The following is a 7,082-nucleotide window of genomic DNA, read 5'->3' as shown; positions in this document are numbered from 1 at the left end:
TTGTCTTCTAGTCGAAAACTAACAATTTTTTGGTTAGACGAGGCACGAAAACCGGAGTTTAGCCTTAGCTAAATAGCCTGTCCCGCAATTTGCGGGAAGGATTTTCGGGACGAAGTATAAGCAAAAAAGTGTAGTTTGCAGGCCGATTACTAAAGTCCCAACACGCTCTAAAATAGCTCATTTTTCCCACTGCACTGACCCGACGCATCAAGTTTACTGTATGACGGAGCCCCGGGAGGAGCTCTGCCATCAAGCCTAGTGATTAACGAGTTACCGGGCACTAATCATCGTAGTGCATGATAAGCAGAGGTACCGTTGTATGGAACACCACCTGTTGCGTCACGCTCTTATGGAACAGGCGCTCGAGGAACTTCCGGTGCATCGTGCCCATGACGATCAGGTCGGCATGGGTATCGCAGGCGTATTGCACAATACCTTCCTGTACATTCGGGCATTCTATTTCGACGGAGTTGAACCCAATGGTTGCCGTGCCGTAAAGCTGTGCCTGTTCGTACAGCACCTCTTCTACATGATAAGGCGACTGGGTTTCGTTATCGACATGAACGAAGTGGACGTTATTGATTTCAGGGCCGGTGATGGTCAGCAGCTTCTTCACCATCGCTTCGTCAGCCGCCTGATAATTACTGGCGTAGACTACTTCCTCGAAATTGCCACACCGGCAATCGCCGGGCACGAGCAGCACCGGGCAGTGGGCAAACCGCGCCACGTAGGTGGAAACGCTGCCAAACGCTTTTTCCAGCAGGTTGCCCTCACCGGTTGTGCCCAGAACGATGAGATCATAGTCCTTGGACATTCGGACGATCTCCTCAGACGCAAAGCCGATATTCAGCATAGGTTTGGGCATAGTCGCTACTGCACCGTCACCAAGAGTGTTCCCTTCGATAAACTGATCGAGGAGCTCGCGCTTAATACTGTCGAACTCCGCAGCGGGCATATCGAGGTAAGGGTTGGAATAATCAAAGGATGGATGGTAGGCATGCATAATGTCTACCTCCGCGTTTTGCCGCTGTGCAATCTCCTGTGCGAATTGATAGGCATTAGCGGCGATTGCGGAAAAATCTGTGGGCACCAATATTTTTCTCATAAGGCCAGGACATTTTAATCAATTAGGAATAATCGAAAACACTGCGCCCGCCTGTGAAACCAAGCGGGCGCAGGCAGGTGCATCATAAGAAGCTGCGCCCAACAGCGCTAATGTTGTTTCTTGCTTTCCAGGATTTCTTCTGGCGTAACTTTGGTTTGAGCAACAGCTTTGATGATGTCAAAGGTGGTCAGGATACCTTCGAGCTCGTCATTCTCGTTCACAACGGGCACTGCGTGGAAGCGGTTCTCCAGGAATACCTCCAGCGCTACATTGATGCGGTCATCAGGCGAAAGCTTGGCAATACCTTTCGTCATAATGTCCTCTACGTTATAAGCGCGCATGCGCGCCTCGTTCACAAAGCGGTCTTCCTGATTGCGGTTGAAGCCGCGCAGGAAGTGCATAAAGTCAGTTTTGCTGATAATGCCCACGAGTTCCTTGTAGCGTACTACAGGTACATGGTGGATGCGGTTGTTGTCAAAAACCTCTTTCACGGAGGTCAGCTTATCGCCCGTACTAACGGTGATGAGCTTGGTGGTCATGATACTTTTGACAGGATCTAGGACGTTCATTGCTTTAGTTTTTTCGTATTAATGAGGCAATTGGCTTTTACACTGCTAATATGAGCAAAAGGTGTTTGCGGTCGACTGACTTCTGTCATAGCGTATTTATGATTTTCATCATTATAGGGTTTTCCTTCTTTTCTAGCCGGGAGTTTGTATTTTTGTTTTCTCTATTTGACCTGATACCTGTAGGGTGCTGATGCCTGCAGGCTTTGATGTTTAAGCCGGTTGCGAATTGCTGCCGGTACAAAAGTTTGCTTTTCTTTCTATGAGGCTATTAATCATTTTTACTTTTTGCTGTTTTGCTGGTTTGGCTTTCGGCCAGAACACTATCGAAGACCTGAAGAAACAGTTGCAGGAGGCTGGCAGTACTAAAGAGAAAATGTACCTGACCTATGATCTGGCAGAGGCCTACCTGCGGAGCAACACCGAGACTTCTATCGAATATGCCAAGCGTGCCTATCAGCTCGCCACGGATATCAATAATGCCAATATGGGCGCGGAAGCTGCTTTTCTGGTGGGCCGGGGTTATGAACGCGACCGCAATGAGCGCAACGCCGAGGTCTGGTACCGTACTGCGCTGGCGAAGGCCAAAGAAGCAGGCGACTCTGATCTGATCATCAAAAGCGTAGAGCGCCGGAGCCGCCTGGCAGAGAAGGACCGCAATTACCGCAAAGCGTACCAGATTGTAGAGGAAGCCTTCAATTACTTCAGCCAAAACGGGACGAGTATCAGTGACCTGGAGCGCAAATACGAGCAGCAGCGCAACGCTCTGGATCAGGAGCGGCAGCGGCTGCAATCGGAAATCAACCGCCTTTCAGATGAGAAAGACCTCCTTTCTACTGACCGGGATCAGCTACAGCAGCAGCAACAACGCCTGGTAAAGGAAAAGAAGGAGGTAGAGCAGGAGGTCAGCCAAAAAGAAGAACGCCTGGCAGATGTGTCTGCCGCAAAATTAAGAGCAGACTCCCTGGCTGAGATTAACAAAAAGAAATACGAAAAACTTTCTGCTACAGAGGCCCAGCGGGAAGCCGTGCTACAGGCGCAGAAAGCAGACCTTGCGGAGGCGAAGCTGGAAGCGGAGCGCAGCCGGCGGGAAGCCGAACGCAACGAGGAGCAACGGGACCAACTCATGATCCTGGCTGGCTCCGGTATCTTGCTGACCCTTCTTCTGCTGGTCCTCTTTCTCATCAGCCGCCGCAACCGCCGGCAGCTCAAGGACAAAAACCGAGTGATCGAGCAGGAAAAGGAGCGCTCCAATGAGCTTCTGCTCAATATCCTGCCGGCCAACATCGCAGAGGAACTACGAGAGTACGGTAAAGCTCAAACCCGGAAGTACGAGGAGGTGTCGGTGATGTTCAGCGACTTTAAGAACTTCTCCAGGATATCCGAGCAGCTTTCTCCGGAAGAACTGGTCGAAGAGCTGGACCGCTGCTTCAAAGGCTTTGACTTCATCATTGGCAACTACCCGGAGATTGAGAAGATCAAAACGATTGGTGATGCTTACATGTGCGCTTCCGGCCTGAATGACCGCAAGACAATGCCCGCAAGCATGATCAAGGCTGCACTCGAAATGCAGGAATACCTCGAAGAACAAAAGCAGGAGCGCATGCGCCTGGGCAAGCCTTATTTTGAAGCCCGTATTGGCGTGCATACCGGGCCCGTGGTTGCAGGTGTAGTGGGCGTTAATAAGTTTGCCTACGATATCTGGGGGGATACCGTCAATACAGCCTCCCGGATGGAAACCAACGGGCAGCCCGGCAGGGTGAATATTTCTGAGGCGACCTACAACCTGATCAAGTATCAGTTCGATTGTGAATACCGGGGCAAAGTGCAGGCCAAGAATAAGGGCTTAATCGACATGTACTTCGTCAAAGGCGTGCGTGCTAATGCTACGGTTCCTGTTTAGTTAGCACACCAAGGCAGTGTAATCAAGCCTGGAATAAGCAGCAATCTCCTTACTTTGTCGGCAAGTGGCTAAGGCATTTGTGCAATTCCCCGCCCGGAATTCCCGTTCTTGCCGTGGCAACCACCCTCACATCCATTCCTGAACCTTTGAAATCAAGAACTATAATGAGAATGAAGCTACTTTTGGCAGCGGTGGCGCTTGCGGTACTGCCGACAGCGGTTATGCTGGCTCAGCAGGATTTGAGCACCCACTTTTTGCGGCACACCTGGCAAGCGCATCAGACAAACCCGGCGCTTTTTCCGGAGTATGAAATGGTGATTGGGCTGCCCGGCGTTTACAATAGTTTGCGGGTGGAAAACCTAACCTACAACACCTTATTTGTAGAAGACGGGAATGGGAACCGGATGCTGAATGTCGATCAGGCTATCCTGGACATGGAGGATCGCAATGTGATTCGTGAAAACCTGGATATCGAGACCCTCAGTCTGGGGGCTCGCTTTGGGCCTTTAGGGCTCAGCCTTTCTCACACTTTCCGCTTCAGTGCTTTTATGGACTACCCCAAGACCCTGCCACAGCTCATCTGGCAGGGTAACGCACAGTTTATCGGGCAGGAAATTGAGTTTGCGCCAGACATTGATGTGTTGAGTTATCAGGAGTTTGCTATTGGCGCACTGATAGAGCTCGGCGATGCCGTGGTGATCGGTGGACGGGCGAAGTTGCTCTCAGGTGTAGGTAGCGTGAATAGCAGCCGCAGTCAGTTGCGCCTGAGGACAGATGACGAAATTTATCAGCTCAGACTGGATGCCGACTATCAGGTCAATTCCGCTTCTGCCTTGACCTACGATGGCTTTGACGATATTCAAACGAACTTCGACTTCAGTACGTTTTCGGCCGAAGACCTGTTTACCGGCAATACCGGTTTTGCCTTCGACCTGGGGGCGCACGTGAAACTTGGTAAGCTGGAGCTGGCTGCGAGTGTGCTGGACATCGGTGGCATCGACTGGGACGAAGAAGTCAACAACTATAGCCTCAAAGGGACCTACGAATACGAAGGGCTGGATTTCGCCCAGCGTATTTTTGATGATAGCACTAGTTTTGGATCTGTATTGGATACACTGGAGCAAATTTATGAAGTGCAGGAATCTGCTGAGGGTTTCCGCACTACAATACCCACCCGGTTCTACTTGAGTGCCACCCTGCGTTTACGCGACAACTGGACGGTAGGAGGATTGATCTTTAATGAATGGTACCGGGGTAATACCTATCCGGCAGCAGCCATATCAACAAACCTCGAGGTGTTGCCATTCCTGAATGTAGGCGGTATCTACTCTTGGCGCAGTAACCGTTTTGACAATTTTGGCATCAATGCCACGCTTAAAGCCGGCCCTTTGCAGTTGTTTGCTGCAACGGACAATATCCTGACCGTTTTCCGGCCCAAAGACAGCAATAGCAGCCACATTCGGCTGGGCCTCAATTTGCTTTTTGCCCCCCGCGAAAGTAAAATGGCAGACAGTGGGCCTAAATGGTTTTGATCAGTTCGTCTTTCAGCCTTTGCGCCATCATGGTAAAGATGCGGCGTACAGCTTCTTGCTCAAATTGTAAAAACGTCGCGTATTCACCGGTGGTAAACTGTCCAATCACCACGCCCAGCAGTTGAAAGCGTAACCGTTTGTCTTTGCTGATGCTATGGTCGATCTGTGCCGCCTGTGCTTTGGGGGCTTGTTTCAGAAAAGGCACCTTTCGTTTGTCCATCATGTGCAGGAAAACCGCTTGCAGCAGGGTGTTTTGGAGTTTCAGCACGGGCCGCAGGGTCACATTCTGAAAACGTTCTGCTGCTGTACTTTCAATATCTTTTGTTGGTACCTCAGGCCGTATGCTTAGTTTCTGCTCGTCTGGCATGGCTTCTTTTTGTCTTTAGAAAAAATATTCGCAAAAAAGGTTGCATGGAATAGGCTTAAAGATTTATCTTTGCAACCGCAAAAAAAGCAGAATGCTGCTTGATTTCGATCAAATTTTGTTGTCTTCCCGGTTTTCCGGGACAATATGGCGTGGTAGCTCAGCTGGTTAGAGCGCAGCATTCATAATGCTGAGGTCGAGTGTTCAAGTCACTCTCACGCTACAATCTTACTTCAAAGCCCCTTGACTAGATGATAGTCAAGGGGCTTTTGTGTTGTATGCTATGCCTGTGCGCTCAACAACAAAGAAAAGGCGCTCCCAAAGGGGGCGCCTTCCAACTATTGAACCTTATTTATGCGAGAATTTATGTCTTAGTGCACTTCCACACGCTCTTAAGGTTTGATATAGCCCGAGCTATCGTTGGTTACATAGAGGGACAGTTCCTGATGCACAAACACCTCTTCATCAGGTAACTGATTCCATTCCTGAATCTGTGCCGTCGTGATATTGAATCGCTTGGCTATATCTGCTGCCGTTTCCCCGGGACGGACTTTGTAAGTCATCTGGAAGCTGCTGGGGTACAGCAACTGGTAATCCATCTGATATTTTCCGGAGCGGGTAGCGATTAGCGTTTTCAAGTTGGGCATTCCTGAAGCAGGCAGCAGCAGAAAGTGGCCATCTTCCCGCTTAGGTACCACGTTAGACCGGTACGCTGGGTTGAGCTTGCGGATATCGCTTAGGGGTACGCCCGAGGCGTGCGCGATTTCTCCGAAAGTAAACTGCTCGTAGAGTTTGATGCCACTGATAGGCTGATTGAAGACGCCCCGGAAGTCTGGCTGTAAGCCGTGGTGGCTGTAATAATTGGTGATGTAAGCCGCCGCAATGAAACGGGGCACATAGTGGCGCGTCTCCTCCGGCAGGAAGTTCGCAACCAAATAGAAGTCCCGGCTCCCGGCCTGTTTAATAGCAGCATTGACCCGCGCCGGACCACAGTTGTAGGCTGCAAGCACCAAAGGCCAGTCTTTGTAGTGGCTATGCAAACGGGAGAGCATCAGCACCGCCGCCTCAGTGGAACGATATACATCGTACCGCTCATCAACCTTATTATTGACCTCCAGGTCGTAAAGCCGTGCCGTAGGCTGAATGAATTGCCATAGCCCGGCAGCGCCTGCGTGAGAGTAAGCTCTTGTTTGAAGGCCCGTCTCCACAATTGGCAGGTAGCGCAATTCACGTGGTAGACCGTGCAAGCTCAAATAGTGCTCGAAGATGGGGAAAAAGGCCGGAGTACGACCTAACATAAGCTCCGTATCGCGGTAGCCATCAGTGACGTAATCTTTAATCCGATTGCGCACTTCCTGGTCGTATTTTGCTTCGAAGGGGATAGCAAGGCGGTGAATCCGCTCTTTGACTTTATTTTCAATAGCAACCGACCAGCGAGCGTTATACGCGTCTGAGCTTTCGGAAAAGGGGGCAGATTTAGGGGTAGCAGTCAGGCTGTTCACAGCCAGGACAGCTACGATTGTCCATGGGAATTTCATGCTCAATTATTTTGCATGAAGCTTTACTGCATAGGGTTTAGCCTATAAATATGCAGCGCGAGCTGCAACAGGGC

At 50.4% G+C, this 7,082-nt stretch carries 6 protein-coding genes and 1 tRNA gene; 3 read left to right on the top strand and 4 right to left on the bottom strand.

Features of this window, described 5'->3' with window-relative positions; all coding sequences use genetic code 11:
- Positions 1–280: 280 nt before the first annotated feature.
- Positions 281–1,105 carry a universal stress protein gene (locus RIC19_RS23010; RefSeq protein ID WP_350180737.1) on the bottom strand — a complete coding sequence of 275 codons (825 nt, stop codon included), beginning with the start codon at positions 1,103–1,105 and terminating at the stop codon, positions 281–283.
- 107 nt (positions 1,106–1,212) lie between these two features.
- Complete coding sequence (locus RIC19_RS23005) at positions 1,213–1,674, bottom strand: CBS domain-containing protein (protein WP_350180736.1); 462 nt, start codon at positions 1,672–1,674, stop codon at positions 1,213–1,215.
- Positions 1,675–1,933: 259 nt separating this feature from the next.
- On the opposite strand from RIC19_RS23005, the gene RIC19_RS23000 reads away from it, so the two are divergent.
- Together RIC19_RS23000 and RIC19_RS22995 are read left to right on the top strand one after the other, a co-directional pair.
- The gene (locus RIC19_RS23000) at positions 1,934–3,574 is read left to right on the top strand and encodes an adenylate/guanylate cyclase domain-containing protein (protein ID WP_350180735.1); all 1,641 of its coding nucleotides are present in this window, start codon (positions 1,934–1,936) and stop codon (positions 3,572–3,574) included.
- A gap of 164 nt (positions 3,575–3,738) precedes the next feature.
- Positions 3,739–5,106, top strand: coding sequence for a DUF5723 family protein (locus RIC19_RS22995; protein ID WP_350180734.1), 1,368 nt, complete (start codon positions 3,739–3,741; stop codon positions 5,104–5,106).
- On the opposite strand, the gene RIC19_RS22990 is transcribed toward RIC19_RS22995, so the two are convergent.
- Complete coding sequence (locus RIC19_RS22990; protein ID WP_350180733.1) at positions 5,093–5,473, bottom strand: glyoxalase; 381 nt, start codon at positions 5,471–5,473, stop codon at positions 5,093–5,095. The genes RIC19_RS22995 and RIC19_RS22990 overlap by 14 nt on opposite strands.
- Positions 5,474–5,619: 146 nt before the next feature.
- Between RIC19_RS22990 and RIC19_RS22985 the strand changes: the two genes are divergently transcribed.
- Positions 5,620–5,693 (top strand) — tRNA-Met (locus tag RIC19_RS22985).
- A 169-nt stretch (positions 5,694–5,862) separates the two neighbouring features.
- On the opposite strand, the gene RIC19_RS22980 is transcribed toward RIC19_RS22985, so the two are convergent.
- Entirely contained in the window at positions 5,863–7,008 is a 1,146-nt protein-coding gene (locus tag RIC19_RS22980) for a lytic transglycosylase domain-containing protein (RefSeq protein ID WP_350180732.1), read from the bottom strand.
- Between the last annotated feature and the right edge of the window lie 74 nt (positions 7,009–7,082).

The sequence above is a fragment of the Phaeodactylibacter sp. genome (genome assembly GCF_040219495.1).
GTDB lineage: Bacteria > Bacteroidota > Bacteroidia > Chitinophagales > Saprospiraceae > Phaeodactylibacter.
This window is presented reverse-complemented; position numbering and strand designations above follow the sequence as displayed.

Excerpts from the sequence above, each read along its gene's own strand:
- RIC19_RS23005 (WP_350180736.1), bottom strand. The coding sequence starts at position 1,674 with ATGAACGTCCTAGATCCTGTCAAAAGTATCATGACCACCAAGCTCATC.
- RIC19_RS22980 (WP_350180732.1), bottom strand. The coding sequence starts at position 7,008 with ATGAAATTCCCATGGACAATCGTAGCTGTCCTGGCTGTGAACAGCCTG.
- RIC19_RS22990 (WP_350180733.1), bottom strand. The coding sequence starts at position 5,473 with ATGCCAGACGAGCAGAAACTAAGCATACGGCCTGAGGTACCAACAAAA.
- RIC19_RS22995 (WP_350180734.1), top strand. The coding sequence starts at position 3,739 with ATGAGAATGAAGCTACTTTTGGCAGCGGTGGCGCTTGCGGTACTGCCG.
- RIC19_RS23000 (WP_350180735.1), top strand. The coding sequence starts at position 1,934 with ATGAGGCTATTAATCATTTTTACTTTTTGCTGTTTTGCTGGTTTGGCT.
- RIC19_RS23010 (WP_350180737.1), bottom strand. The coding sequence starts at position 1,105 with ATGAGAAAAATATTGGTGCCCACAGATTTTTCCGCAATCGCCGCTAAT.